The sequence below is a fragment of the Ferribacterium limneticum genome, assembly GCF_020510625.1.
Classification (GTDB): domain Bacteria; phylum Pseudomonadota; class Gammaproteobacteria; order Burkholderiales; family Rhodocyclaceae; genus Azonexus; species Azonexus limneticus_A.
In genome coordinates this window covers 1,172,766-1,196,847 of record NZ_CP075191.1, presented here as the reverse complement: position 1 = coordinate 1,196,847, position 24,082 = coordinate 1,172,766, and the positions used below count along the sequence as shown (strand labels likewise).

At 57.4% G+C, this 24,082-nt stretch carries 28 protein-coding genes; 14 read left to right on the top strand and 14 right to left on the bottom strand.

Annotated features, from left to right (window positions below; genetic code table 11):
- The first annotated feature begins 4 nt into the window (after positions 1-4).
- Positions 5-817 (top strand): GTP cyclohydrolase FolE2, encoded by an 813-nt coding sequence (folE2, locus tag KI617_RS05770; protein ID WP_226451067.1) that lies wholly within the window; start codon positions 5-7, stop codon positions 815-817.
- Between the two features lie 69 nt (positions 818-886).
- Here folE2 and rplS read toward each other — a convergent pair whose 3' ends face one another.
- Genes rplS through rpsP form a run of 4 tightly spaced genes read right to left on the bottom strand, consistent with a single transcriptional unit; the run spans position 887 to position 2,831 of the window.
- Positions 887-1,267 carry a 50S ribosomal protein L19 gene (gene rplS, locus KI617_RS05765; RefSeq protein ID WP_226451066.1) on the bottom strand — a complete coding sequence of 127 codons (381 nt, stop codon included), beginning with the start codon at positions 1,265-1,267 and terminating at the stop codon, positions 887-889.
- Between the two features lie 26 nt (positions 1,268-1,293).
- Positions 1,294-2,022, bottom strand: a complete 729-nt coding sequence (trmD, locus tag KI617_RS05760; protein WP_404826827.1) for a tRNA (guanosine(37)-N1)-methyltransferase TrmD — start codon at positions 2,020-2,022, stop codon at positions 1,294-1,296.
- Between the two features lie 32 nt (positions 2,023-2,054).
- A complete protein-coding gene (gene rimM / locus KI617_RS05755) occupies positions 2,055-2,567 on the bottom strand; it encodes a ribosome maturation factor RimM (protein ID WP_226451065.1) in 513 nt (170 codons plus the stop codon).
- Between the two features lie 9 nt (positions 2,568-2,576).
- Positions 2,577-2,831, bottom strand: a complete 255-nt coding sequence (gene rpsP / locus KI617_RS05750) for a 30S ribosomal protein S16 (RefSeq protein WP_226451064.1) — start codon at positions 2,829-2,831, stop codon at positions 2,577-2,579.
- Between rpsP and KI617_RS05745 the strand changes: the two genes are divergently transcribed.
- Positions 2,830-2,973, top strand: a complete 144-nt coding sequence (locus KI617_RS05745; protein ID WP_226451063.1) for a hypothetical protein — start codon at positions 2,830-2,832, stop codon at positions 2,971-2,973. The genes rpsP and KI617_RS05745 overlap by 2 nt on opposite strands.
- Before the next feature lie 47 nt (positions 2,974-3,020).
- Positions 3,021-4,511, top strand: coding sequence for a hypothetical protein (locus tag KI617_RS05740; protein ID WP_226451062.1), 1,491 nt, complete (start codon positions 3,021-3,023; stop codon positions 4,509-4,511).
- Here KI617_RS05740 and KI617_RS05735 read toward each other — a convergent pair.
- Positions 4,483-5,370 (bottom strand): YhjD/YihY/BrkB family envelope integrity protein, encoded by an 888-nt coding sequence (locus KI617_RS05735; protein ID WP_226451061.1) that lies wholly within the window; start codon positions 5,368-5,370, stop codon positions 4,483-4,485. The genes KI617_RS05740 and KI617_RS05735 overlap by 29 nt on opposite strands.
- On the opposite strand from KI617_RS05735, the gene wrbA reads away from it, so the two are divergent.
- Entirely contained in the window at positions 5,338-5,934 is a 597-nt protein-coding gene (gene wrbA / locus KI617_RS05730) for an NAD(P)H:quinone oxidoreductase (protein WP_226451060.1), read from the top strand. The genes KI617_RS05735 and wrbA overlap by 33 nt on opposite strands.
- A complete protein-coding gene (locus KI617_RS05725; RefSeq protein ID WP_226451059.1) occupies positions 5,931-6,299 on the top strand; it encodes a DUF2069 domain-containing protein in 369 nt (122 codons plus the stop codon). The genes wrbA and KI617_RS05725 overlap by 4 nt, the downstream gene beginning before the upstream one ends.
- Before the next feature lie 30 nt (positions 6,300-6,329).
- On the opposite strand, the gene KI617_RS05720 is transcribed toward KI617_RS05725, so the two are convergent.
- The 5 genes from KI617_RS05720 to ilvB form a co-directional block, all read right to left on the bottom strand.
- Positions 6,330-7,871: a 2-isopropylmalate synthase gene (locus KI617_RS05720; RefSeq protein WP_226451058.1), complete on the bottom strand. Its 1,542-nt coding sequence runs from the start codon at positions 7,869-7,871 to the stop codon at positions 6,330-6,332.
- A gap of 16 nt (positions 7,872-7,887) precedes the next feature.
- The gene (gene pssA, locus KI617_RS05715) at positions 7,888-8,640 is read right to left on the bottom strand and encodes a CDP-diacylglycerol--serine O-phosphatidyltransferase (RefSeq protein ID WP_226451057.1); all 753 of its coding nucleotides are present in this window, start codon (positions 8,638-8,640) and stop codon (positions 7,888-7,890) included.
- Positions 8,641-8,785: 145 nt separating this feature from the next.
- A complete protein-coding gene (ilvC, locus tag KI617_RS05710) occupies positions 8,786-9,802 on the bottom strand; it encodes a ketol-acid reductoisomerase (protein WP_226451056.1) in 1,017 nt (338 codons plus the stop codon).
- Positions 9,803-9,826: 24 nt separating this feature from the next.
- Positions 9,827-10,318, bottom strand: coding sequence for an acetolactate synthase small subunit (gene ilvN / locus KI617_RS05705; RefSeq protein WP_011288802.1), 492 nt, complete (start codon positions 10,316-10,318; stop codon positions 9,827-9,829).
- Positions 10,319-10,336: 18 nt separating this feature from the next.
- Positions 10,337-12,037, bottom strand: coding sequence for a biosynthetic-type acetolactate synthase large subunit (gene ilvB / locus KI617_RS05700; protein WP_226451055.1), 1,701 nt, complete (start codon positions 12,035-12,037; stop codon positions 10,337-10,339).
- 101 nt (positions 12,038-12,138) lie between these two features.
- Between ilvB and KI617_RS05695 the strand changes: the two genes are divergently transcribed.
- Genes KI617_RS05695 through KI617_RS05680 form a run of 4 tightly spaced genes read left to right on the top strand, consistent with a single transcriptional unit; the run spans position 12,139 to position 14,046 of the window.
- Positions 12,139-12,717 carry an RNA polymerase sigma factor gene (locus KI617_RS05695; RefSeq protein WP_226451054.1) on the top strand — a complete coding sequence of 193 codons (579 nt, stop codon included), beginning with the start codon at positions 12,139-12,141 and terminating at the stop codon, positions 12,715-12,717.
- Complete coding sequence (locus tag KI617_RS05690; protein WP_226451053.1) at positions 12,714-13,097, top strand: DUF3619 family protein; 384 nt, start codon at positions 12,714-12,716, stop codon at positions 13,095-13,097. The genes KI617_RS05695 and KI617_RS05690 overlap by 4 nt, the downstream gene beginning before the upstream one ends.
- Positions 13,067-13,633 (top strand): DUF3106 domain-containing protein, encoded by a 567-nt coding sequence (locus tag KI617_RS05685; protein ID WP_226451052.1) that lies wholly within the window; start codon positions 13,067-13,069, stop codon positions 13,631-13,633. The genes KI617_RS05690 and KI617_RS05685 overlap by 31 nt, the downstream gene beginning before the upstream one ends.
- Complete coding sequence (locus KI617_RS05680; protein ID WP_226451051.1) at positions 13,630-14,046, top strand: RDD family protein; 417 nt, start codon at positions 13,630-13,632, stop codon at positions 14,044-14,046. The genes KI617_RS05685 and KI617_RS05680 overlap by 4 nt, the downstream gene beginning before the upstream one ends.
- Here the strand turns inward: KI617_RS05680 and lptG are convergent, their stop codons facing one another.
- Together lptG and lptF are read right to left on the bottom strand one after the other, a co-directional pair.
- Complete coding sequence (gene lptG, locus KI617_RS05675; protein WP_226451050.1) at positions 14,047-15,135, bottom strand: LPS export ABC transporter permease LptG; 1,089 nt, start codon at positions 15,133-15,135, stop codon at positions 14,047-14,049.
- Positions 15,132-16,214 (bottom strand): LPS export ABC transporter permease LptF, encoded by a 1,083-nt coding sequence (gene lptF, locus KI617_RS05670; RefSeq protein WP_226451049.1) that lies wholly within the window; start codon positions 16,212-16,214, stop codon positions 15,132-15,134. Before lptF ends, lptG begins: the two co-directional genes overlap by 4 nt.
- A gap of 71 nt (positions 16,215-16,285) precedes the next feature.
- On the opposite strand from lptF, the gene KI617_RS05665 reads away from it, so the two are divergent.
- The 5 genes from KI617_RS05665 (at position 16,286) to KI617_RS05645 (ending at position 22,000) form a co-directional block, all read left to right on the top strand.
- On the top strand, positions 16,286-17,782 hold the full coding sequence (locus tag KI617_RS05665; protein ID WP_226451048.1) for a leucyl aminopeptidase: 1,497 nt from the start codon (positions 16,286-16,288) through the stop codon (positions 17,780-17,782).
- Positions 17,779-18,201 carry a DNA polymerase III subunit chi gene (locus KI617_RS05660; RefSeq protein ID WP_226451047.1) on the top strand — a complete coding sequence of 141 codons (423 nt, stop codon included), beginning with the start codon at positions 17,779-17,781 and terminating at the stop codon, positions 18,199-18,201. The genes KI617_RS05665 and KI617_RS05660 overlap by 4 nt, the downstream gene beginning before the upstream one ends.
- Before the next feature lie 9 nt (positions 18,202-18,210).
- Positions 18,211-18,612 carry a hypothetical protein gene (locus KI617_RS05655; protein WP_226451046.1) on the top strand — a complete coding sequence of 134 codons (402 nt, stop codon included), beginning with the start codon at positions 18,211-18,213 and terminating at the stop codon, positions 18,610-18,612.
- A gap of 65 nt (positions 18,613-18,677) precedes the next feature.
- Positions 18,678-21,515, top strand: coding sequence for a valine--tRNA ligase (locus KI617_RS05650; RefSeq protein WP_226451045.1), 2,838 nt, complete (start codon positions 18,678-18,680; stop codon positions 21,513-21,515).
- Between the two features lie 8 nt (positions 21,516-21,523).
- A complete protein-coding gene (locus KI617_RS05645; RefSeq protein ID WP_226451044.1) occupies positions 21,524-22,000 on the top strand; it encodes a hypothetical protein in 477 nt (158 codons plus the stop codon).
- Positions 22,001-22,087: 87 nt separating this feature from the next.
- Here the strand turns inward: KI617_RS05645 and pabB are convergent, their stop codons facing one another.
- Positions 22,088-23,707, bottom strand: coding sequence for an aminodeoxychorismate synthase component I (gene pabB, locus KI617_RS05640; protein WP_226451043.1), 1,620 nt, complete (start codon positions 23,705-23,707; stop codon positions 22,088-22,090).
- Between the two features lie 122 nt (positions 23,708-23,829).
- Entirely contained in the window at positions 23,830-24,057 is a 228-nt protein-coding gene (locus KI617_RS05635; protein WP_226451042.1) for a sulfurtransferase TusA family protein, read from the bottom strand.
- Positions 24,058-24,082: the final 25 nt, after the last annotated feature.

Sequence of the window (24,082 nt, the reverse complement as noted above, 5' to 3'; positions counted from 1 at the left end):
GCCCATGAGCACCCCGAACACGAGCATTCCCGACGTCCAGAACTCAGCCGACACGCGCCATATCGCCATCAACAAGGTCGGCATCAAGTCGATCCGCCACCCGATCAAGGTCCAGGACAAATCGACCGGCATCCAGCACACCATCGCCATGTTCAACATGTACGTTGGCCTGCCGCACAACTTCAAGGGCACGCACATGTCGCGCTTCGTGGAGATCCTGAACAGCCACGAACGCGAAATCTCGGTCGAAAACTTTCCGGTCATGCTGCGCGACATGGTTGCCAAACTCGAAGCCGAAACCGGGCACATTGAGATGAATTTTCCCTACTTCATCAACAAGACCGCCCCGATTTCCGGCGTACAGAGCCTGATGGACTACGACGTCACCTTCATCGGCGACATCTGCCACGGCGAGATCGCCACCTCGGTCAAGGTCGTTGTGCCGGTGACCAGCCTGTGCCCCTGCTCGAAGAAAATCTCCGAATACGGCGCCCACAATCAGCGCTCGCACGTCACCGTCACCGCCCGCACCAACGACTTCATGTGGATCGAGGAAATCGTCCAGCTCGTCGAACAGGAAGCATCCTGTGAGCTCTACGGTTTGCTGAAGCGCCCCGACGAGAAATACGTTACCGAGCGCGCCTACGATAATCCCAAGTTCGTTGAAGACATGGTTCGTGATGTAGCAGCCCGCCTCAACGCAGAAGCACGCGTCGACGCCTACATTGTTGAATCAGAAAACTTCGAATCGATTCATAACCACTCAGCGTATGCCCTGATCGAAAACGACAAGAAGAATCCTGCGGCTCACGCTTGATTTCAGACAAAAAGCCGATGACAAAGAAAAAGGGCGCCGAGGCGCCCTTTCTCAATCCAGCGAAATCGCTTAAGCAGCGACGACCGGCTTTTCCTTGCGAACCAGCTTTTCCTTGATACGAGCCGACTTGCCAGAACGCTCGCGCAGGTAGTACAACTTGGCGCGGCGAACGTCACCACGGCGCTTCACTTCGATGGAAGCGACCAGCGGGGAGTAGGTCTGGAAAGTACGCTCGACGCCTTCACCGGAAGAAATCTTGCGAACGGTAAAACCCGAGTTCAGACCACGGTTACGCTTGGCGATAACGACGCCTTCGTAAGCCTGCAGACGCTCGCGGTTACCTTCCTTGACCTTCACTTGCACGACAACGGTGTCGCCCGGCGCGAAGTCAGGAATGGTCTTGCCCAGACGGGCAATTTCTTCTTGTTCCAACTGTTCAATCAGGTTCATGTGAGATCCTTAAATTTTATAAACACTTACTCACCGCATTGCTCCTCTCCGACGATTTCCGTGAGGAGTTGCGTTTCTTCCGCGGTCAAACTGCGGCGCGCCAGCAAATCCGGCCGGCGCTTCCGGGTTCGGGCCAGCGACTGTTTGAGCCGCCAGCGACGAATTTTTTTGTGGTCGCCAGACATCAAAACCTCCGGCACCGCCTCGCCCTCATAGACCTCAGGGCGGGTGTAGTGCGGACAATCCAGCAAACCACCAACAAACGAATCTTCCACCGCCGAAGCGGCATCTCCGAGCACCCCCGGTAGCTGGCGGACAACGGCATCAATCAAAGCCATCGCCGGCAACTCGCCACCGGAAAGCACAAAATCTCCGATCGATATTTCTTCATCAACACAGCGCTCGATCAACCGCTCGTCAATTCCTTCATAACGACCGCAAAGAAGGATCAAGCCTTCATCGCCAGTCGCCAACTGCATCACCCGATCATGGGTGAGCGGTGCTCCCTGCGGCGAAAGGTAGATAACCCGGCTCTTCGCCAGCCCCGCCTCGCGCTGCTGCGCCTTGGCAGCGGCAATCGTCTTCTCCAGCGGCCCCGGTTGCATCAGCATGCCTGGCCCGCCCCCGAAAGGACGATCATCAACCCGTCGCCAGGTGTTCTCGGCGAAATCGCGAGGATTCCAGCCTTGCCACACCCAGCGCTGCTCTTCCAGCGCCCGACGGGTAATGCCACTTTCCGTTACTGCCGCAAACATCTCCGGAAAGAGGGTGACGCAGTCAAAGCGGATCACCAGTCGCTGCCCCACTCCACTCGAATCTGCCCCGCTTCCTTCTCTACGGCCAGCACCACCGCCGAAACAAACGGCAAAAGGCGCTCGACGCTGTCATCACCAAGCACGCGCAAAACTGCGTTGGCACCGGTTTCGATCAACCCGACCACCTTGCCGAGCCGCTCGTCCGCGGTATTGATGACATCCAGACCAATCAGATCGGTCCAGTAAAACTCGTTTTTTTCAGTCGTGGGCAACGCTTCGCGCGGCGCCCCGACCAAAATACCCTTCATCGATTCAGCCGCAGAACGATCAGCAACGCCATCCAACAGCACCACCACACCGTTGCCGTGGGCTTTCAAGCTTTTCAGCTTGCATTCGCGCCACGGCTCGCCTTCTCTGGCAATCCACCAGACGGGCATTTCAGCCCAGGCCAACGGATCATCCCCAAAGGGGTACAACCAAAGCCAGCCCTGAATCCCGTAAGGATCGGCCAGCCGACCCAGTACGACGATATCGTTGCCGGTCAAAACAAAAACTTAGGCGACTTGCTGAGCAGCGTGCTGCTTGACCAGACGAGCAACCGTCGGGGATAGCTGGGCGCCATTGCTCTGCCAGTAGGCGAGACGATCAACGGAAACGCGCAGCGCTTCGGCATTGCCTGAGGCTACCGGGTTGTAGAAGCCGATGCGCTCAACGAAACGGCCATCACGACGGTTACGGGAATCGGTAACAACCATGTTGTAGAACGGGCGCTTCTTGGCGCCACCACGGGCAAGACGGATAACAACCATGGGAATACTTTCGTTAGCAGGAAAAAAGACCGTCGATTATATCGCTTTATCAAGGAAAAACAAGCCACTTAGAGAAGTGGAAACAGCAGCAACGCCAGGAAGCCTGCTCGCCAATGACACTGCACCAATGGCGAAAAGGTAATTTTTTGTTATCCTCCGCAGACAATGAATAGCGCAGCGAGCCGTCTCTTGCCAACAAGCCCCGAAGCCAACATCAAGAGCATTCTTGAATGGTTGGCACTGGCCCACGGACGCACTGGCGCAGAAGATGCCGACCAGTTACACCACCAGCTTTTGTTACTGCGCGAAACCCCTGCGCCCAATACCCAGCGACTGAAAATCCTCGACTTGCTCTTCAGTCAAGCGGAACGCATTGCCAAGGCGGAAGCCCCTGGACTGCATGAAGTCGGCCTGCCGATTTCGCGAAAAGTCCGGCAAAGAGTCAGGACGCTGCTCGACCTGCTCGAGACCTTGACGCAAGACTATTTCAATACGCTGGCAGAACTTTTTGACCCCGAAGGACTTGGCGCCTCGCGCACCCCGCACACCTCCCTGCGTCGCGCGATGCACACTATTGCCTGGCAGGTCCGCATTACGCAATTGATCGCGGCTCCAACCCCCATCGGACTTTGGCAACAACTGCATGCGGCGTTTCGTACGGCACGTCGACTCGGCCTGGAAGATTTCCCCGGCCCCAATGGCGGCCCAAGCATACGGCGAATCTACTCGTACATCCTCTTGGCCGCCATTGCCCAACCAGCCTCCTTCTCATCCGAAGAGCTCGAATTCATTGGCGAATACATCACCAACTGCACGCCGGATATCGAGTTGCTCGAAAACCCGCCACTCGACAGCCAAGGCATCTTCTGGATTGATCCGGACAAGGATTTTCCGGCCCATGCGCTTATTCGCCGCATTCCCAGCCCTGAAGCGCAAGTTCTTTACTTCTCCTGCGATGCGGTCGCGGAACTTGCACTCAAGCACCACGCGGAACTCATTCAGGGCATTCCGTCCGATTTTCTGAAACTGCCAGCATTCGCCGACTCTCATACTGGCCCCGGCGTGCTGTTACGCCTGACTCACCTGTGGGGACACCCGACAAAACGGAGATTTCCCCGCCGGAGACAATCCTATCGTGCCAACCTGTGCTCTGGACTCAGCAACCTATGGCGACTCATACGCTCCCCGGGGCTACCCACCGAATTAAGCGAGTGGATGGTCACCAACGAAAGTCCGGATGGTTACGCGCTGATGCACATGTCCGGCCACACGGCAGATATCAGGGTTGGCGATATTGTGGCCCTGCAGGCAACGGAAGAGCACTCCGGGACATCGACCGCATGGCACGCCTGCATCATCCGCTGGGCCATATCAGAGAACCCCGAGCATATTGAACTCGGCCTGCAAATGCTGGCCCCCAAGGCCATGGCCGTAGAAATTGCCTACCCTTACGAACTGGAATCAAGCAAGGTGGCGGCACTGATCCTGCCCCCCACACCGCCGTTACGCCCAAGTCAGTCGCTAGTCGTACCGACCGGATTGATCAAGGAAAATACCCGGCGAATCATTGTGCTCCAGGAAGAGGACAACCTGCAGATTCACGAATTTCAGACCACGCGCCTCATCGAACAGACCAACACGATCGAAATCTTCAGCGTCGCCCCGGACGGTTCACGCTAGCTGCTAGCAAACCACCGAAAAGCACCACAGCCCATGAGAGGTGCAGCCAGACCAGAAAGACAGGAAAGGCTGCGAAAGCACCGTAGATGCTTTTCAGCGTGGCCGAACTGACCAGAAAGAACTCGAAAACTTTCTGCATGGCTGCAAAGGCCAGTGCAGCAAATACGCCACCAAGCAGTGCAGCTCGCCGGGAGACCTCGGCGTTTGGAACCGCGTAATAAAGAAACGAGAAAAACAAGCCAAGCAGCACCGTGGCAACCACTTTCAGGGCAAAACGACGAAACCACATTGGTTCATCAAAGAAGCCAAGCGAAGCGGTCACGGCAAAAGACATCACTCCCGCGACGGCGCCCAGGACAAAAGGCCATACCGCCATCACGAAGGCGTAAAGACGCAAGCGTGCCAGCACAGGACGCGGCTTCACCTGCCAAAGATGATTGAAGGCCCTTTCGATGGTATTCATCAACAAAAACGCCGTCACGCTGAGCACCCCGATACCCGCCAGGGTAAGATTTTGCGCTTTCTGCGAGAACCTCCCGATATTGCCGACAATCGCGCCGGCAGCGCCGGTCGGCAACAACGCTTCGCGCACCATCAGATCCAGACGTGCCACGACCAGATCGAGATAGGGAATGGCATGCGCCACAGACAGGACAACAGTGACGAGCGGAACCAGTGCCATCAGCGTTGTGAAGGCCAGCGCTGCACTCGTCTGCATCATGTTTTCGCTGTAAAAGCGATGGAAGATACCGGCCGTAACTGGCGACTTCCGACCGTCACGGCGATTTCGGGAGCGAATTTGCATGGGGCCGTATAATAGCCGACCATGCAAGACATCCTCATTCTCTACTACAGCCATCGCGGCTCGGTTCGGGCACTGGCCGAAAGGATCGCCCGAGGAGTCGAGTCGGTTACAGGCATTCAGGCCCGGTTACGTACCGTACCCAGAGTTTCGACCACCTGCGAGGCGGTCGATCCAGTGGTTCCCGATGCCGGGGCGCCTTATGTCGAACTATCGGACCTTGAAGAATGCGCCGGCCTCGCCCTTGGCAGCCCGGTTCGCTTCGGCAACATGGCCGCCCCGATGAAGTACTTCTGGGACGGCACCATCGCCGCCTGGCAGAACGGCTCACTGTCCGGCAAACCCGCTTGCGTCTTCACCTCCAGCGGCAGCCAGCATGGTGGCAATGAGGCAACCCTTCTCTCGATGACGCTCCCCCTGCTACATCATGGGATGCTGGTCATGGGACTCCCGTTCACCGAGCCCGAGCTATCCTCCACACGCACCGGTGGCACCCCCTACGGCGCCAGTCATGTCGCCGGCCCGAACGGCAACCCGGAATTATCCGAAGCCGAGAGCAAGCTGGCCTTTGCCCAAGGACAACGTCTTGCGCTTTTGGTCCAGAAACTGAGTTGCCCGTGACACCTACCCGTTATCAAATGACTGCCAGCGCCAGCCTCATTGCGCTGATTTTTCTTTGCTTGGCCTGGGAAGGCTGGCTGGCACCACTCAAGCCCGGCGGCTCGTGGATGACGCTGAAGGCAGCCTTCCTGCTCTTCCCGCTATTCGGCATCCTGCGCGGCAAGCGTTACACCTACAAATGGTTGTCGCTGTTCATCCAGTTCTATCTAATGGAAGGCCTCCTGCGCGCCACCAGCGACAGCGGCCTGTCACAGAAGCTGGCGATTGGTGAAACACTGCTGGCCGTCATCCTGTTTGTCGCTTGTATCCTGTACATCCGGGCAACACGCGGCCCCAAAGAAAAAAAAGCCGCTCAGTCGAACTGAGGCGGCTTTTCGGCAAACAAGGCAGAGCAATCAGACGTTGCCTTGCGCCTTGACCTTGTCGAGCGTCGAATGCAGCTTGTTCAGCGCATTCAGATAGGACCGCGCTGAAGCGATGACGATGTCCGTATCCGCGCCGTTGCCATTGACGATGCGATCACCCTTGGACAGACGAGTTGTCACCTCACCCTGCGCATCGGTCCCGGTGGTAATTGCATTGACCGAATAGAGCAGCAATTCGGCGCCACTACTGGCAATGCTCTCGATGGCCTTGAAAGTCGCATCGACCGGCCCACCACCATCAGCCTCGGCCTTGTGCTCGGTGCCGCCAACGTTAAGGATCACTAGCGCCCGCGGCATCTCGCCCGTCTCGGAACAAACGCGCGAATAGACCAGCTTGTAGTATTCCTGATCCGGTGTCACTAGTTCGTCAGAAACCAAGGCATGCAGGTCTTCGTCGAAGATTTCGTGTTTCTTGTCGGCCAATTCCTTGAAACGCGCGAACGCAGCATTCATCGCCTCATCGCTATCCAATTCGATACCCAACTCCTGCAGGCGATTCTTGAAGGCATTGCGGCCGGAATGCTTGCCGAGCACCAGTTTGTTCTGTGTCCAGCCCACATCCTGAGCTCGCATGATTTCGTAGGTTTCACGATGCTTCAGCACGCCATCCTGATGGATACCGGACTCGTGGGCGAAGGCATTGGCGCCAACCACGGCCTTGTTCGGCTGCACCGGATAACCCGTAATCTGCGACACCAGCTTCGACGCCGGCACGATCTGGGTTGTATCGATGCGTGTCTCGACCGGGAAGACATCGGCCCGGGTACGCACCGCCATGACGATCTCTTCCAGCGCCGCGTTACCGGCCCGCTCACCAAGACCATTGATTGTACATTCGACCTGACGCGCCCCTGACAGCACCGCAGCCAGGGAATTGGACACAGCCAGCCCGAGGTCGTTATGGCAATGGACCGACCAAACGACTTTGCCGGAATTAGGCACACGCTCGATCAACTGGCGCATGGTCTCCGCGTACTGCGAGGGGATATTGTAGCCAACGGTATCCGGCACATTGATGGTCGTTGCACCGGCCTTGATGACCTCCTCGAAGATACGACATAGGAAGTCCAGTTCGGAACGTCCAGCATCTTCAGCTGAAAACTCGACGTCATCGGTGTATTCACGAGCCCAGCCAATCGCCTTGATTGCCTGCTCGACCACCTGATCAGGCGTCATGCGCAACTTCTTTTCCATGTGGATGGGAGAGGTCGCGATAAAGGTATGTATACGACCGGACTTGGCCGGCTTGATCGCCTCACCGGCCCGGCGAATATCATTCTCATTGGCCCGTGCCAGCGAACAAACCGTCGAATCCTTGATGGTCTGGGCAATGGCGTGGATGGCATCGAAGTCACCTTGGGACGCCGCAGCGAAACCCGCCTCAATGACGTCAACCTTCATTTTTTCGAGCTGACGGGCAACGCGAAGCTTTTCTTCCTTGGTCATCGATGCGCCAGGGCTTTGCTCGCCGTCACGCAGCGTGGTGTCGAAAATAACCAGATGCTGTTTCATATACTGCTCCGAGAAGTCACTGTGCCTTACGTTTCAACAGGCCGACAGCGGCCAGCACGTAGCCGGACAAACCATAAAAGACGAAGAAGCCGAAAAGGGCAATTTCAGGGCTGTAGGCAACCAGTGCAAAGCCAAGTGCAATTGCTGCAATCACGAAGAAGGGCACGCTCTTCTTGAGATTGACGTCCTTGAAGCTGTAATAGCGGATATTGGACACCATGGTGATGCCGGCAAAGATGGTCAGCACACAAGCCAGCCAGCGCACATCGCTGCCCGGGACACCGGAAACAATCATCACCCAGACCAGACCGGCGACCAGCGCCGCCGCCGCCGGAGAGGGCAAACCCTGGAAGAAACGCTTGTCCATTACTTCCAGCGTCGTATTGAAACGCGCCAAGCGCAACGCCGCTCCCGCACAATAGATAAACGCGGCGATCCAGCCCAGGCGGCCGAGATCGCGCAATGCCCATTCGTACATGACCAGCGCCGGCGCAGCGCCAAAGCTGACCATATCCGACAGCGAGTCGTACTCGGCGCCAAAAGCCGATTGGGTATGCGTCAGTCGCGCCACACGGCCATCGAGGCCATCAAGGACCATGGCGATGAAGATCGCCATCGCCGCCCGCTCGAAATCCCCCTGCATGGCCTGCACAATGGCGAAAAACCCGGCAAACAGGGCTGCCGTAGTGAACAGATTGGGCAGCACATAAATTCCGCGCCGCTTTAACTCGGGATTGAACAGGGTCTTACGGGGCTTGAGTTCTGTCATGGGTCACAATTGAATGGGCAACCGGAAAAGGATACACCCGGCGCCGCGAAAAGCCACAAACAACAAGGGCGGTGCAGTCTCCCGCACCGCCCGAAGCGAGGATAGCGTCAGCCAATACGGGAGACGCTACCGAGCCGAGACCAAATTAGTTCTTGGATTGGTCGACCAGCTTGTTCTTGCGAATCCACGGCATCATGTCGCGCAACTGACCACCAACGGTTTCGATCGGATGCACGGCATTCAGACGACGACGGGCAGTCATCGAAGGATAGTTCGTGCGGCCTTCGAGGATGAACATCTTGGCATATTCGCCGGTCTGGATGCGCTTCAGTGCATTGCGCATGGCTTCGCGGGACTGCTCGTTGATCACTTCGGTGCCGGTCACGTACTCGCCATACTCTGCATTGTTGGAGATGGAGTAGTTCATGTTGGCGATGCCGCCTTCGTACATCAGGTCGACAATCAGCTTGAGCTCATGCAGACATTCGAAGTAGGCCATTTCCGGAGCGTAACCAGCTTCGGTCAGGGTTTCGAAGCCCATCTTGACCAGTTCAACAGCGCCGCCGCACAGAACAGCCTGTTCACCGAACAGGTCGGTTTCAGTTTCTTCACGGAAGTTGGTTTCAATGACGCCACCCTTGGTGCCGCCGTTGGCTGCTGCGTAGGACAGGGCGATGTCCTTGGCCTTCTTGGTCACGTCCTGGTACACAGCGATCAGGGACGGCACGCCGCCACCCTTCAGATACTCGGAACGCACGGTGTGACCAGGACCCTTCGGGGCAATCATGATGACGTCCACGTCGGCGCGCGGCACGACCTGGTTGTAATGCACGTTGAAGCCGTGGGCAAAAGCCAGAGCAGCGCCCTTCTTCAAATTCGGAGCAACTTCTTCGTTGTACACCTGCGGAATGTTTTCATCCGGCAACAGGATCATGACAACGTCGGCACCCTTGACGGCCTTGGCGATTTCTTCGACCTTCAGGCCAGCGGCTTCTGCCTTCTTCCAGGAAGCGCCTTCCTTGCGCAGGCCAACCGTGACCTTGACGCCGGAATCCTTCAGGTTCTGGGCGTGGGCGTGGCCCTGCGAGCCGTAACCAACGATGGTGACCTTCTTGCCCTTGATGAGGGAGAGATCGGCGTCCTTGTCGTAATAAACTTTCATGAAATCCTCTTTATAGACAGATAGTTAGACTTTGAGAATACGATCGCCACGACCGATGCCACAGACACCGGTACGGACGGTTTCGAGAATCAGGCCGGCATCGAGCGCGGCAATGAAGGAGTCGAGCTTGGAGCTTGCGCCAGTCAACTCGATCACATAGGTCGACTCCGTGACATCGATGATGCGACCACGGAAAATATCGGCCATGCGCTTCATCTCTTCGCGGTCCTTGCCGGTGGCGCGAACCTTGATCAGCATCAGTTCGCGCTCGACGTGAGCAGCCTCGGAGAGATCAACCACCTTGACCACATCAACCAGCTTGTTGAGCTGCTTGGTGATCTGTTCGAGGACCTCGTCGGAACCCCTGGTCAGGATGGTCATCCGGGACAACGAGGGATCTTCCGTCGGTGCCACGGTGAGCGTATCGATGTTATAGCCACGGGCAGAGAACAGCCCTGCCACTCGGGACAATGCGCCCGATTCGTTTTCAATCAGGATGGAAATGATGTGTCGCATATTCTTTTCCTCCCCCGCTTACAGATCTTCAGCGAGGATCATTTCGGTCAGGCCCTTGCCTGCCGCGACCATCGGGAACACGTTGGCACCCGGATCGATGATGAAGTCCATGAAGACCAGATCGTTCTTGTGCTCGGTGAATGCCTTGCGCAACGCCGGCTCGACATCCTCCGGCTTTTCAATGCGCATGCCAACGTGACCATAGGCTTCGGCCAGCTTGACGAAATCAGGCAGCGAGGTGACGTAGGACTGGGAATAACGCTTGGAGTAGAACATCTCCTGCCACTGACGGACCATACCCAGCATGCCGTTGTTCAGGTTGATGATCTTGACCGGCAGTTCATACTGCTTGCAAGTCGACATTTCCTGAATACACATCTGGATGGAACCTTCGCCAGTCACACAAGCCACTTGCGCTCCGGGATTGGCGAGCAGGACACCCATGCCATAAGGCAAGCCAACGCCCATGGTGCCCAGACCACCGGAATTGATCCAGCGACGCGGCTTGTTGAACTTGTAGTACTGCGCGGCAAACATCTGGTGCTGGCCAACGTCGGAAGTAATGAAGGCATCGCCCCCGGTCACTTCGTACAATTTTTCGACGACGTACTGCGGCATGATGTGTTCAGCCTGCTTGTAACGCAGAGAATCACGGCCACGCCATTCCTCAATCTGTTTCCACCAGTCGGAGACTTCCGGATCGGTCTTGAATCCACCGTCGAGCAACTTCAGGATTTCATCCAGGACATCAGGCACATTACCGACAATAGGCACATCGACCTTGACCCGCTTGGAAATCGACGAAGGATCGATATCGATGTGAATGACGCGGCGCTTCTCGCTACCGAAGTGATCAGGGTTGCCAATCACGCGGTCATCGAAACGGGCACCAATCGCCAGGATCACATCGGCGTAGTGCATGGCATTGTTGGCCTCGAACGTGCCGTGCATGCCCAGCATGCCAACGAACTGACGATCGGTGGCCGGATAACCGCCCAAGCCCATCAGCGTATTGGTGACCGGAAAATCCAGCTTGCGAGCCAGTTGAGTCAACTTTTCGGCCGCATCCGAAAGAATCACGCCACCGCCGGTATAAATAATCGGGCGCTTGGCTTCCTGAAGAATCTGCACAGCTTTTTTGATCTGCCCCAGATGCCCTTTGACCACCGGGTTGTAGGACCGCATATGAACGGTCTTGGGGTAATCGAACTCGCACATCTGAGCGGTGATGTCCTTCGGAACATCAACAACGACCGGACCGGGCCGACCAGTCGAGGCAATATGAAAGGCCTTCTTGATCGTCGAGGCCAAGTCCTTGACATCCTTGACCAGGAAATTGTGCTTGACGCACGGACGGGTGATGCCGACCGTGTCGCACTCCTGGAAGGCGTCCTGACCGATGTATTGGGTCGGCACCTGACCAGTGATGACCACCATCGGAATCGAATCCATGTAAGCGGTGGCAATACCCGTCACGGTGTTGGTCACACCGGGCCCCGAGGTCACCAGCGCGACGCCTACCTTCTGCGAGGAACGCGAAAACGCGTCTGCAGCATGGACAGCAGCCTGCTCGTGGCGAACGAGAATGTGCTTGACCTGATCCTGCTTGAAAAGTGCATCATAAATGTGCAAAACGGAACCCCCTGGGTAACCGAACACATATTCGACCTTTTCTTCTTGCAGGCACCTGATTACAATTTCTGCACCGCTGATCATCATTCTTGAGCCCAAAAAAGCTGTTGCCTAAAAGGGCGTAACCTTAATCGACCGCCCCTTTTCGGTCAAGGTTTCCCGGTATTCCCCATATTGCTCAAGGCCTATTGGAAGAGACGACCCTGGCATCACCCCAACAACTTTCCAGCTTTCTCGAATCTATCGAGCGCCGGGCCTTCAAACAGGCGATGTTTGCCGTCCGCGATGAAGAGGCGGCGCTGGACATCGTTCAGGATGCCATGCTCAAGCTCGCCGAGAAATATGGCGACCGTCCTAACGAAGAGTTTCCGATGCTCTTCCAGCGCATTTTGCAAAACACCATCCGCGACTACTATCGGCGCAGCAAGGTGCGCTCAATGTGGACGACGTTGCTCTCGGCATTCACCCCGGACGACGACGATGACCACGACCCGCTCGAAACACTGGCCGCCGACGAAGATGATGCCGGCCCAAGAACCCCGGAAAGCAAGTTACTCCAGGCCCAGACCCTGAATCTTATCGACGACGAAATAAAAAAATTGCCCACACGTCAACGGGAAGCCTTCCTCATGCGTTACTGGGAAGACATGGACGTAGCCGAAACTGCGGCTGCGATGGGTTGCTCGGAAGGCAGCGTCAAGACCCATTGCTCGCGTGCCACCCACACGCTTGCCGCCGCTCTATCGGCAAAAGGTATAAAGCTATGAACGAAGAACGTTATGCATATCGCGTTCGGCAAGCGCTGAACCACGGACTGAAAGACATTCCTCCGGCCGCATCCCGGAGGCTGGAAGCCGCTCGCCATCAGGCATTGGCGCGCCAGAAACAAGCTGCTCCGCAAATGGTGCTGGCCGGGTTTGGCTCGCACTCATTCCGAACGGGTTCTCACATTCCCTATCTCAAGCAGATACTTGCCGTGCTGGCATTGCTACTTGGCATGTGGATTTCTTTCTATTGGCACAGCGTCCAGTACGTCACCGAATTGGAAGAAGTGGATAGCGCCCTTCTGACCGACGATTTGCCTCCCGATGCTTTCCTGGATAACGATTTCTTCGAATGGCTTGTAGACGATTCCTCGGAGGACTGATTCTCAGTCTTGCCCTTAGTTCTTCTTTCGCTGCCGAACCGCCAACGACAGCGATCATTGGCACGCCTCCACAACCTGCATGGAGTCAGCTGAACGGCCAACAAAGAAATATTCTCGCACCACTCGCAAAAGACTGGGACGGGATGGAGAACATCCGGAAGAAAAAGTGGCTTGGCATTGCTGAACGCTACCCGAGCATGAAACAGGACGAGCAACAACGGATACAGGACCGGATGCGCGAATGGGCAGGCCTCTCACCGACGGAGCGCTCAAAAGTCCGCGACACCTACAAAGACTTCAAGCAACTCCCCCCCGAGCAGAAACAGGTAGTCAGGCAAAAGTGGGAGGCATATTCAAATCTCCCTGCCGATGAAAAGCAGCGCATTAGAGAAACCGGCAAATCATCGAAGCTGCTTGCCACTCCACCAGCCTCAGCTCCTCTTTCAAGTTCAGCCGCCCCCCACGCGACTGACGCCGCAACCGGAACAGGAACACCACCAGCCCAACCCTCGGCGGTTGGTGGAAGCGCTCAATGATGACAACTCAACTTCCGGGTATTCAGCGGCGCCTGGTCTGCATGCTCTACGAAGGACTCGTCGTCTTCTCGATCCTGCTGATCGGTTTCCTGATGCCACAGGTCGTCCTTTCCGGGTTTGGCTGGACGATCAGCCCAAGAGCCCTGTGGCTTCATATCCTTGTTCTGCTGCTGATCTACTTCGTCTGGTGCTGGCTCAATGGCGGCCAGACGCTACCCATGAAAACATGGAAGCTCCGCATCGTTAATGCCAACGGATTGCCCTTGCGCCCAATGCAGGCGGTGCTGCGCTACCTGATCGCCTGGCCCAGCATCCTGCTGTTTGGCATTGGCATCTTCTGGGTCATGTTCGACAAGGATCAGCAATTTCTGCACGACAGACTTGCCGGAACAAGGATTGTTGTCGCTGGCTGATCAGCGGCGCTCGACCCACCAGAGCATTCCGGTCGCAATAAGCAGAAATATCGCCGAAGGCGCAGTCGCACTGACCACTGGCGACCACGAATTGATCGCTCCAAGATTCGACGACAGCCCATTCAGGGCATAGAAAAGAATACCCAGCATTACGCCGGCAAATATTTTCAGACTGACGCCGCCGACCCGATTATGCGAGTAGCCGAAAGGTAGCGCCAACGCCACCATGACGAGTGCGGCCAAGGGGTAGACCACCTTCTTCCAGAGGGCTATTTCGTAGCGCTCGGTTTTCTGCTTGTTCTCGGTCAGATGCCTGGTGTAATTCAGGAGCCCCAAAAGCGACATGCGCTCAGGAGAAACCATCAGCGCCGCAAGCAGTGTCGGCGTAACAGTGGACCGCCATTCACCCGCCTGAGCACTTTCAACACGAGAGGAATCCCCCTCAAGTACCGTTTTCACCACCCCACTCAAACGCCATAGATCGGGATCTTCGAAATCCGCTCTCTGAGCATCCGTCACCGACTCAAGCAGATTCTGCTGGCTGAAATGGTAGATACGAACCCCCTCAAGAGGCGCATCAGGAGCGGCTTTCCGGATATTGATGAAGCTACGTCCATCCTTGACCCACAAGCCACTGTCGAAACCACTTTGCGCGATTACCGTACTTAACGCCTTGGCCCGGATCTCCTTTCCCAGGCGCTCGCTGAATGGAACAACCGCTTCACCAATCAGGAAGGTAAGCAAAGCCAAAAGCAGGGCAGCACGGAATAAAGTCATCAGCAGATCACTCGTCGCCAAACCCGACGCCCGTAGCACGGTAATTTCGGAATGCCGCGCCAAGGTGGACAGTGCGTACAGCGTGCCAATCAAGGTCGCAATCGGTATCAGCTCATAGACCAAACCCGGCATGCTGAGCGCGACAAAAAGAGCCGCATGCACAACGCTATAGCCAGCCTTGCCAACAGTACGCAGTTCGTCAATAAAGTTAAAGAAGGCGAACAGCGCCAAAAAGGCCGCCAGAACGAGAAACACCGAGGCAAATGTTTCGCGAATGAGATAGCGCTGATAGAGATTCAAGCGGGATATCATGCACCCCACCTCTGCCAAGGCATACGAACGACTACTCGTCGGTAAAAAAGCAAGAGCAGCGGCAACAGCATCAACGCATGCGCGGCCCAAAGGCCGACCCAGAACGACATTTTCCCCTGCGCCACCCAGGCCTGACTGACCGACAGCAGATTGTTGTAAATCGCGTAAACCAGGATAGCAATTAGCATATTGGCGGAACGACCAGCCCGCGGATTGACATATGAAAGCGGAATAGCCAGCAAGCACAGAACCAAGGCAGATACCGGCAAACCGACCCGCCACAACAGTTCGCCCCGGGCCTGATTGCTATCCTCAAGCACCAGTCGGGTAATCGGCATTCCTTTGGGTGACAGATCAGAAGGTGTCGGCTCTCCATCCTCGACCCGGGCCCGGTAACGCTCGAACTCCATTACCTTGAAGGCAGGCGTCCCCGGCTCAACCTCGTAGCGGCGCCCATGCTCCAAAACCACGAAGCGGTCGCCATTACCGGAGGCTTCCTGGTAACCGGAGTCCGACATGATGACGCCGAGCTTGCCTTCCTGATAAGACGCAACGAAGACATTGCCGACGTGACTACCGTCCCCCTCGACGCCCTCAACAAAAAATACGCGCTGCCCTTTTTTCACTTCCCGGAAGGCTCCTGGGGAGACTTGGGAAAGCTCACTTCGGGCTGATAGTTTTTCGCGATACTCAGCTGAACTGGAATTCGCCCAAGGCGCCAGAAAGCCGGAAACCACAGCGATAGCAATAACAATCGGTGCAGCAAATCGCAAAACGGGGGAAACCCACCCTGTCAGCGGCAGACCGGAAGAAAACCAGACCACCATCTCCGAATCCCGGTAAACCCGCGACAAACTCAGCAGTACGGAGACGAAAAGGGTCAGCGAGAGGAGCACCGGCATGAAGTTCAGCGCTGAGAAGCCCAGCAGTGAGGCAACCGCTTCGGGCGCAATTCGACCGCCGGCCGCTTCCTTGAGCAGGCGAATCAGATTGGTGGAGGTCAGAATAGCCAGCAGCGCAACGCTGATGCCGGCAGCTGCCTGGGCAAATTCGCGCCGGGCGGCGCGCTCGAATATCATGCTTTGACGAAACCGAAAAAATACGAGGATAATCCCTCAAATACTGATATTTCCTTGATCAGGAGCAGCTTGTGGAATTTAGCATAAAAAGCGGTAGCCCGGAAAAACAGCGTAGCGCCTGCGTCGTTGTGGGGATTTTTGAATCAAGGAAAATGACACTTCCCGCCGAACTGCTCGACAAGGCATCCGGGGGTTATCTTTCCGACATCATTCGGCGTGGCGACATGGAAGGCAAGGCGGGCAGCACCTTGCTGCTGCACAGCGTGCCTTCCACGCTGTGCGACCGCATCCTGCTTGTCGGCCTGGGTAAGGAAAAGGAATTCCGGGAAAAGGAATTCGCCAGCGCCATCCGGACAGCAGTCAAAGTATTGAACGAAACCGGCGCCTTTGATGCCTCCATTTTCCTGACCGAACTGCCGGTCAAAAAACGTAGTATCGCCTGGCGCGTTCGCCAGACGGCCATGATTGCGCTGGATGCCACCTACAAGTTCGACCAGTTCAAGAGCAAGAAGGAAGAAATTCGTCGGCCGCTGCGCAAACTGACCATCAGCGTCGAACGACGCAACGAACTGGCCCCGGCCGAGGAAGCTCTGGCGCAAGGCCTCGCCATTGCCGAAGGCATGGCCATGGCAAAAACACTGGGCAACCTGCCCCCCAATATCTGCCATCCAACCTATCTCGCCGAGCAGGCACAGGCCATGGCCGAGGAATTCAAGCTGGGCTGCGAAATCCTTGATCGCGCCGACATGGAAAAGCTCGGCATGCACTCCCTGCTTTCGGTGGCCCGCGGATCACACCAGCCTCCAAAACTGATCGTCCTGACCTACAAGGGTTCCCGAGCCAGCGAAAAGCCTGTTGTGCTGGTGGGCAAGGGCGTCACTTTCGACACCGGCGGCATTTCGTTGAAACCCGGCGCCGAAATGGACGAGATGAAATACGACATGTGCGGTGCCGCCAGCGTTCTGGGCACCATGCAGGCTGTGGCGCGCATGGCGCTGCCGATCAACCTGACGGTTGTCGTACCCGCGACAGAGAACATGCCTGGAGGCAATGCCACCCGCCCCGGCGACATCGTTACTTCCATGTCGGGTCAGACCATCGAAATTCTGAATACCGATGCCGAAGGCCGCCTGATCCTGTGCGATGCCCTGACTTATGCCGAACGCTTTGAGCCCGATACAGTGATTGACGTGGCGACCCTGACCGGTGCCTGCGTCGTCGCTCTGGGCAGCATTGCGACCGGCCTGTTCGCCAACAAGGACGCCCTGGCCCGCGACCTGCTCGACGCCGGCGAAGACGCCAACGACCGCGGCTGGCACATGCCATTGTGGGATGACTACCAGGAGTTGTTGAAGAGCCCGTTTGCCGACATGGCCAACATCGGCGGCCGCTGGGGTGGCGCCATCTCTGCCGCCTGCTTCCTGTCGCGGTTCACCAAGAAATTCGACTGGGCCCACCTCGACATCGCTGGCACCGCCTGGAAATCCGGCGCCGACAAGGGCGCTACCGGCCGCCCGGTGCCCATGCTCGCCTATTACCTGCTGCAACGGGCAGGCAAACTCAATTGACGGAAGTATTTTTTTACCACGGCGCGTCTGACAAGATCGCCGCTGCCTGCGCTCTGCTGAGTGGCGCCTATGCCAAGAAGAAAGCGGTGCTGGTGTACGCCCTTGAAAAAGAAGTTGCTGGCAGCGTCGACCGCATGCTCTGGACCCATGCTCCACTCAGTTTCGTGCCGCACTGCCGGGCGGATTCGCCATTGGCGGCCGAAACCCCGATCCTGATCACCGACACGCTAGAAACGATCCCGCAGGATGAGCGCCTGATGAACCTGAGCCGGGAAATCCCCCCTGGTTTTTCGCGCTTCCAAAGCCTGATCGAGGTTGTTGGCCAGGACGAAAGCGACCGTCTTGCCGCCCGGGATCGCGTCAAGTTCTACAAGGATCGCGGTTACGAAGTACGCTACTTCGACCTCAGCGACCGTTAAGGAAACCTAGTGCCCAGCCCGATACTCGCCCGCGCCGACGCGCTGATGCACCGCAAACGCCAGAGCGACAACGAGTTTGACGACCTGCCGGTACTGACCGATGCCATCGACGAAGACGACATTCCGGTTTTGCTGGATGCAGAGATTTCCGTCTCCGCTGAGCTTTTGGCAATAGAGGAACCGGTGTTCATCGCCACCTCTGACGCCATCATCGAGCCAGATGTCGAGATATTGGTGCCAACACCGTTGGCCCCAACAATCGATCCCGCGCTGCGTGACCAGTTGATTTACGAACTGGCTCGCCGCGTCGAACAACGCCTGAGCGCTGAATTACCAGGCATCATCGAATCGACCGTCCGCGATTTCCTGGCCGAGCAGGCCATGATTGACGCTCAGCCTTCGCACGACTGAGATCGCGCCGATACCGGTGCTAGGCTCCGGTATAATCATGGGTTTTCCCCTTTTCCGACAAGCCCATGGAACTCGCCAAAGCCTTTGAACCAGCCGATATCGAACGCCGCTGGTACCCCGAGTGGGAAGCCCAGAATTACTTCGCTGCCGGCGTAGATAGCAGCAAGGCACCTGAAGAAAACTTCTGCATCTTGCTGCCGCCGCCCAATGTGACCGGTACGCTGCACATGGGCCACGGTTTCAACCAGACGCTGATGGACGCCCTGACCCGCTATTACCGGATGCGTGGCCACAACACACTGTGGCAGCCGGGCACCGACCACGCCGGCATCGCGACGCAGATCGTCGTCGAGCGGCAACTGGACGCGCAGGGCATCAGCCGCCACGACCTCGGCCGTGAGAAGTTCCTGGAAAAAGTCTGGGAATGGAAGGAATACTCCGGCAACACCATCACCAAGCAGATGCGCCGCATGGGCACCAGCCCGGACTGGAAGCGCGAACGCTTCACGATGGATGCCGGCCTCAACAAGGTCGTCACCGAAACTTTCGTCCGCCTGTTCAACGAAGGCCTGATCTACCGCGGCAAGCGGCTGGTGAACTGGGATCCAAAGCTGCACACTGCCGTTTCCGACCTCGAAGTGGTGCAGGAGGAAGAAGACGGCTTCATGTGGCACATCCGCTATCCGCTGGCCGATGGCTCGGATAGCCTGGTCGTCGCCACGACGCGGCCGGAAACCATGCTTGGCGACACCGCCGTCATGGTTCACCCGGAAGACGAGCGCTACAAGCACATGATCGGCAAGATGGTGAAGCTGCCGCTGACCGATCGAGAAATCCCGATCATCGCCGACAGCTATGTCGATCTCGAATTCGGCACAGGCTGCGTCAAGGTCACGCCGGCGCATGACTTCAACGACTACGCGGTTGGCCAGCGCCACGGCCTGCCGATGATCTCGATCCTGACGCTGGACGCCAAGATCAACGAAAACGCCCCGGAGAAATACCGTGGCCTCGACCGCTTCGACGCCCGCAAGGCCGTCGTCGCCGATCTCGAAGCCCTCGGCATCCTGGAAAAGACCGACAAGCACAAGCTCAAGGTGCCGCGCGGCGACCGGACCAACGTCGTCATCGAGCCGATGCTCACCGACCAGTGGTTTGTCGCCATGTCCAAGCCGGGTGACGACGGCAAGTCGATCACCGAGAAGGCGCTCGACGTCGTCCATTCCGGCGAGATCAAGTTCTACCCGGAAAACTGGGTCAATACCTACAACCAGTGGCTCAACAACATCCAGGATTGGTGTATTTCCCGCCAGCTATGGTGGGGCCACCAGATTCCGGCCTGGTATGGCGATAACGGCCAGATTTTTGTCGCTCACAGCGAGGCAGAAGCCAAGGCCGAAGCGGCCAAACAGGGCTACACCGGCGCCCTGAGCCGTGACGAAGACGTCCTCGACACCTGGTTCTCATCCGCCCTGTGGCCGTTCTCGACGCTGGACTGGACGGGCGACGAGGCCATCGACGCCGCCAACCCGATTTTGCAGCAATATTTGCCGTCGACCGTGCTGGTCACCGGCTTCGACATCATCTTCTTCTGGGTCGCCCGCATGGTCATGATGACCAAGCAAATCACCGGCCAGATCCCGTTCAAGCACGTTTACGTGCATGGCCTGATCCGCGATGGCGAAGGCCAGAAGATGTCGAAATCGAAGGGCAACGTACTCGACCCGATCGACCTCATCGACGGCATCGGCCTCGACGCGCTGATCGAAAAGCGCACGACCGGCCTAATGAACCCGAAGCAAGCCGAGAGCATCGCCAAGAAAACCAAGAAGGAATTCCCGGAAGGCATCGCTTCCTTCGGCACCGACGCCCTGCGTTTCACCTTTGCCAGCCTCGCCTCGCCCGGCCGCGACATCAAGTTCGACCTGAATCGCTGCGATGGCTATCGCAATTTCTGCAACAAGCTGTGGAATGCCACGCGCTTCGTGCTGATGAATGTAGAAGGCCATGACCTGGCCCTCGAACATCAGCAGAACGGTCCGGCCTGTGGCGGTTCTGCCCCGCTCGAATTCAGCTTCGCTGACCGCTGGATCGTCAGCCAGCTGCAGCGCGTCGAGAAGGAAGTCGAGCAGCACTTCACCGACTACCGTTTCGACCTTGTTGCCCAGGCCATCTACAAATTCATCTGGGACGAGTTCTGCGACTGGTACCTGGAAATCGCCAAGGTCGAGATCCAGACCGGCAACGATGCCCAGCAGCGCGGCGCCCGCCGCACCCTAGTCCGCACGCTGGAAGCCGTGCTGCGCCTGGCCCACCCGCTCATTCCGTTCATCACCGAAGAGCTGTGGCAGACCGTCGCGCCGATCGCCGGCCGCAAGACGCACGACTCGATCATGCTCGCCGCCTACCCGCGCGCCGAGGAGTACAAGCTCGATCCTGCCTCCGAAGCCAAGGTCGAGCGCCTCAAGGCCCTGGCCTACGCCTGCCGCAACCTGCGTGGCGAGATGAATGTCTCGCCGGCCCTGCGCATGCCGCTACTGGTGGCTGGTGGCGGCGCCGAGATTTCCGAGTTCGCAGCCATCCTGCAAGCTCTGGGTAAGCTCTCCGAGGTACAAATCGTTTCCGACATGCCGGCCGATGCCATGGCGCCGGTTGCCGTAGTCGGTGAAACCCGCCTGATGCTGAAGGTGGAAATCGACGTAGCCGCCGAACGCGTGCGCCTCGCCAAGGAAATCGAGAAGCTGGAAAAGCAGATTTCGATTGCCCAGGGCAAGCTCGCCAACGAAGGTTTCGTCGCCCGCGCCCCGGCAGCGGTGATCGATCAGGAAAAGCAGCGGGTGGCCGATTTCACGGCAACGCTGGAACAACTTAAACCCCAACTGGCCAAGCTCGGCCAGGCATAGAGAGACATATGGAAGACAAACGCGGTTTTTTTGCCAAGATATTCATCGCCCTGATGATCTTTACCGGACTGGTCTGGGTATGGACAGTCGCCTTCATCATGTCCTGGCCATGGGAAAAGAACGCTGAATGGAAACCCGAGTTCCGCGTGGTCGCCGTTTGTGCCGCCGACAAGGAACCCTGTGGTTTTGCCTACAGCGAACTGGCTGACGCCAAGGCCAAAGGCATTTACACCACGCTGGAGATGCCTGAGCCAGCCGGCGATGTCGAAGAAAAGCAGAACTGGCTGAAATGGAAGAAGGAAAACGGCATTTATGAGGTGAAGGCCTCATCCTGGCACTTCCAGACTACCATTCGCTACAAGGTGGAAAACGAAGTACCGGTACTGATCGAATATCAGGACGTTGCGGCCAAAGCCTTCTACTACGGTATCGCAGCCGGCCTCTTCTCTTTGCTCGGGCTATATCTGCGCAAGCTGCGCGGCTGATCAGCCCAAGGCACACCATCCCACTGGGGCTGGCACGCCCCCCCCTGTGGGATGCAGTTCCCCCAAAGGCCTGGAAATCCCTGATTTTCAGGCCTTTGTCCTAAGGGACACCCAAACCAGCCCACGCAGGGCATTTCCCAGCCAGAAGCCATCACACAGGTCATCCGGCCATAGCACCGTTTCACGCGCTCGCCCATCGGCCAGCATTTCGGCCCGCAACACGCCGGGCAAGGCACCGCTTGCCAGAGGCGGCGTCAGGAAAACCCCATCGCGCTCGACAAATACGTTGCTGCGTGCGCCCTCGGCTACCTCACCGCGCTCATTCAGAAAGACCACATCAAACAATTGCGGATCGCCCACCAGAACACTTAGCGCTTCGTCGTAGAGTGCACGATCGGTTGTCTTGTGGCGGCGCAAGGGATGCGTAGAACAAATCGGCTGATGGGCCAATAGCGCCTGACGCAGAGTGCCAGGCTCATCAGCGAGCGGAAACGACTGCACAGCAAGGCGGCCATCTTTGTTTAGCGTCAGGCGCACCCGCCAAAGCCCACTTTGGGGCTGTTCGGCCAGCAATTCCATGACCCGCTTTTCGTCAAGGCTGAAGCCCAGCCAAGCCGCCGACTGGCGCAAGCGAGCCAGATGGCCGGCGAAACGCGGATATGCACCTTCTTCGCGACGCAACGTCTCGATCAGTGAAACCCCTGGATCAGAATTACGCAGAAATCCGGCCTTAAGCTGACATTCCTGCCACTCTGCCAGCGGCTGAGAGTCCGCCACGATGCCGCTGCCAATACCCAGCTTGCCTCGCCCTCCCGCTTGCAATTCCAGGGTGCGAATTGCCACATTCAAGCGAAAGTCACCCCCTGGCGCAATCCAGCCAAGAGCACCGGTATAGACACCACGTGGCGTGCCTTCAAGCTCAGCGGCAATCTGCATGGCGCGAATCTTTGGCGCACCGGTAATCGAGCCACAGGGAAAAAGCGCCCGCAGTATTTCACCAAAAGTCCTGCCACCAGCCCGCGCCGAGACTTCGGAGACCATTTGCCAGACCGTCGGGTAATCCTCGATCTCGAACAGATGATCAACCACCACGCTACCGTTGTCGGCCACCCGCCCAAGATCGTTACGCAGCAGGTCCACGATCATCAGGTTTTCGGCGCAATCTTTCTCGGAGTTGCGCAATTGCTCGGCGGGAGCGCTACGTGGCGCTGTTCCCTTCATTGGCCGCGTTAGCAGCCTCTCGCCTTGGCGCTCAAGAAAGAGCTCAGGCGAAAGGGAAAGCAGTCCCTGCGAACGATCACCGACAAAGCCGCCGTAACGTACCGGCTGACGCTCGCGTAACCTCGCATAGAGAGCCAGAGGAGAGCCGAACCAGTCGAATTCGAGCGGAAAGGTGAGATTCACCTGATAGCAGTCGCCGGAGAAAATAAGCTGCTTTATCCGCTCTACCGCTGCCACGTAATCTTGTTCGCAAACGGTCGAATGAACGCCACCCACACCTGCGACCGCCTTGCCTGCCTGCTGGCCCAGCCAAGCCTCGACAGCATCCGCCATCAAAGGCAGCCGTTTGGCGAATCGCCAGAAACGGGCTAGCGGCTTCTTGCCAGGCAACCATCCTGGTGGCACCGATTTTGATTCGAGCAGGTAGCCCAATTCGTATTCAAGGGCAGCGACCGACCACGCCTGAGCATCTTCCAGGCGCCGCAATGCTGCAGCAAGCGAGGCTTCATCGCGGACCTCAAGGCACTCAATCAGGCCTTCGAAATACCAAGCGGCGGGTTCGCCTGCCGGCGCCCGCCTGTCCTCGAAAAATGCGATGAGTTCGGTGCTTATTTGCGCTTCAGGTAATACTCGAAGACGCGATTCTCTTCTTTCTGTTCAAGCAGTTCGTTACCAGTCTGCTTGGCAAAAGCGGGAAAATCCTTCAGTGACCCAGGATCGGTGGCCAGTACGCGTAGAACCTGGCCAGACTCCATCTCAGCGAGCGTCTTCTTGGTACGCAGGATAGGCAGCGGGCAGTTCAGCCCTTTAACATCAAGATCGCGATCAAATTCCATGGTCATTCAGCAAATGGGACAGGAA

Coding starts and splice junctions, on each gene's coding strand:
- KI617_RS05685 (WP_226451052.1), top strand. CDS start 13,067: ATGGCTTGTAGACGATTCCTCGGAGGACTGATTCTCAGTCTTGCCCTT.
- KI617_RS05680 (WP_226451051.1), top strand. CDS start 13,630: ATGATGACAACTCAACTTCCGGGTATTCAGCGGCGCCTGGTCTGCATG.
- KI617_RS05635 (WP_226451042.1), bottom strand. CDS start 24,057: ATGGAATTTGATCGCGATCTTGATGTTAAAGGGCTGAACTGCCCGCTG.
- KI617_RS05690 (WP_226451053.1), top strand. CDS start 12,714: ATGAACGAAGAACGTTATGCATATCGCGTTCGGCAAGCGCTGAACCAC.
- folE2 (WP_226451067.1), top strand. CDS start 5: ATGAGCACCCCGAACACGAGCATTCCCGACGTCCAGAACTCAGCCGAC.
- ilvC (WP_226451056.1), bottom strand. CDS start 9,802: ATGAAAGTTTATTACGACAAGGACGCCGATCTCTCCCTCATCAAGGGC.
- pssA (WP_226451057.1), bottom strand. CDS start 8,640: ATGACAGAACTCAAGCCCCGTAAGACCCTGTTCAATCCCGAGTTAAAG.
- ilvN (WP_011288802.1), bottom strand. CDS start 10,318: ATGCGACACATCATTTCCATCCTGATTGAAAACGAATCGGGCGCATTG.
- KI617_RS05735 (WP_226451061.1), bottom strand. CDS start 5,370: ATGGCTGTAGTAGAGAATGAGGATGTCTTGCATGGTCGGCTATTATAC.
- rpsP (WP_226451064.1), bottom strand. CDS start 2,831: ATGGTTGTTATCCGTCTTGCCCGTGGTGGCGCCAAGAAGCGCCCGTTC.
- ilvB (WP_226451055.1), bottom strand. CDS start 12,037: ATGATGATCAGCGGTGCAGAAATTGTAATCAGGTGCCTGCAAGAAGAA.
- KI617_RS05720 (WP_226451058.1), bottom strand. CDS start 7,871: ATGAAACAGCATCTGGTTATTTTCGACACCACGCTGCGTGACGGCGAG.
- trmD (WP_404826827.1), bottom strand. CDS start 2,022: ATGTTTGCGGCAGTAACGGAAAGTGGCATTACCCGTCGGGCGCTGGAA.
- wrbA (WP_226451060.1), top strand. CDS start 5,338: ATGCAAGACATCCTCATTCTCTACTACAGCCATCGCGGCTCGGTTCGG.
- KI617_RS05650 (WP_226451045.1), top strand. CDS start 18,678: ATGGAACTCGCCAAAGCCTTTGAACCAGCCGATATCGAACGCCGCTGG.
- rplS (WP_226451066.1), bottom strand. CDS start 1,267: ATGAACCTGATTGAACAGTTGGAACAAGAAGAAATTGCCCGTCTGGGC.
- KI617_RS05745 (WP_226451063.1), top strand. CDS start 2,830: ATGGGAATACTTTCGTTAGCAGGAAAAAAGACCGTCGATTATATCGCT.
- lptF (WP_226451049.1), bottom strand. CDS start 16,214: ATGATATTCGAGCGCGCCGCCCGGCGCGAATTTGCCCAGGCAGCTGCC.
- lptG (WP_226451050.1), bottom strand. CDS start 15,135: ATGATATCCCGCTTGAATCTCTATCAGCGCTATCTCATTCGCGAAACA.
- KI617_RS05645 (WP_226451044.1), top strand. CDS start 21,524: ATGGAAGACAAACGCGGTTTTTTTGCCAAGATATTCATCGCCCTGATG.